1 protein-coding gene is annotated in these 1,143 nt (G+C 50.8%); it reads right to left on the reverse strand.

From position 1 onward, the window contains the following. A partial coding sequence (gene tuf / locus IE073_RS14080; RefSeq protein ID WP_189587185.1) for an elongation factor Tu occupies positions 1-1,142 on the reverse strand: 1,142 nt, incomplete at its 3' end. Between the last annotated feature and the right edge of the window lies 1 nt (position 1,143).

Genomic DNA, 1,143 nt, shown 5'->3' on the forward strand with positions numbered 1-1,143 from the left:
ACTGTACGGCCACCTTCGCGGATCGCGAAGCGGAGCTTCTCTTCCATGGCGATTGGTACGATGAGCTCAACGTTCACTTCAACGTTATCACCCGGCATGACCATCTCTGTACCCTCTTTCAAAGTCACAACACCTGTCACGTCAGTTGTACGGAAGTAGAACTGCGGACGGTAGTTGTTGAAGAACGGCGTATGACGGCCACCTTCGTCTTTGGTAAGGATATAGGCTTCAGCTTCGAACTTTGTGTGCGGCTGAACTGAACCAGGCTTACAAAGAACCTGACCACGCTCAACACCTTCACGGTCGATACCGCGAAGCAAAGCGCCAACGTTATCGCCAGCTTCACCACGATCGAGAAGCTTACGGAACATTTCAACACCCGTACACGTCGTTGTCGCTGTGTCACGGACACCCACGATTTCAATCGCATCACCAACGTTCAAAACACCGCGCTCAATACGACCGGTTACAACAGTACCGCGACCAGAGATCGAGAACACGTCTTCGATTGGCATCAAGAAGGCACCATCAACAGCGCGAGCTGGCTGAGGAATGTACTCATCAACAGCCGCCATCAATTTCTTGATAGACTCTTCGCCGATTTCTGGGTTTTTGCCTTCCATCGCAGCAAGAGCTGAACCGGCGATAACTGGAATGTCATCACCTGGGTAATCATAAGATGTAAGCAGATCACGGATTTCCATTTCGACGAGCTCCAGAAGCTCTTCGTCATCAACCTGATCAACTTTGTTCATGTAAACGACCATGGCCGGGATACCAACCTGACGACCGAGCAAGATGTGCTCACGTGTCTGAGGCATTGGGCCGTCGGCGGCGTTCACAACCAAGATAGCGCCATCCATTTGGGCCGCACCAGTAATCATGTTCTTTACATAGTCAGCATGACCTGGGCAGTCGACGTGGGCGTAGTGACGGTTTTCTGTCTCATACTCAACGTGAGCTGTGGAGATTGTAATACCACGCGCTTTTTCTTCTGGCGCACCATCAATCTGGTCATAGGCTTTGAAATCACCGAAATACTTCGTGATCGCCGCCGTTAACGTCGTCTTACCATGGTCAACGTGACCAATTGTGCCGATGTTCGCATGCGGCTTATTACGTTCAAACTTCTCTTTTGCCATG

Origin of the sequence: Litorimonas cladophorae (assembly GCF_014652455.1) — a bacterium.
Lineage (GTDB): Bacteria > Pseudomonadota > Alphaproteobacteria > Caulobacterales > Maricaulaceae > Litorimonas > Litorimonas cladophorae.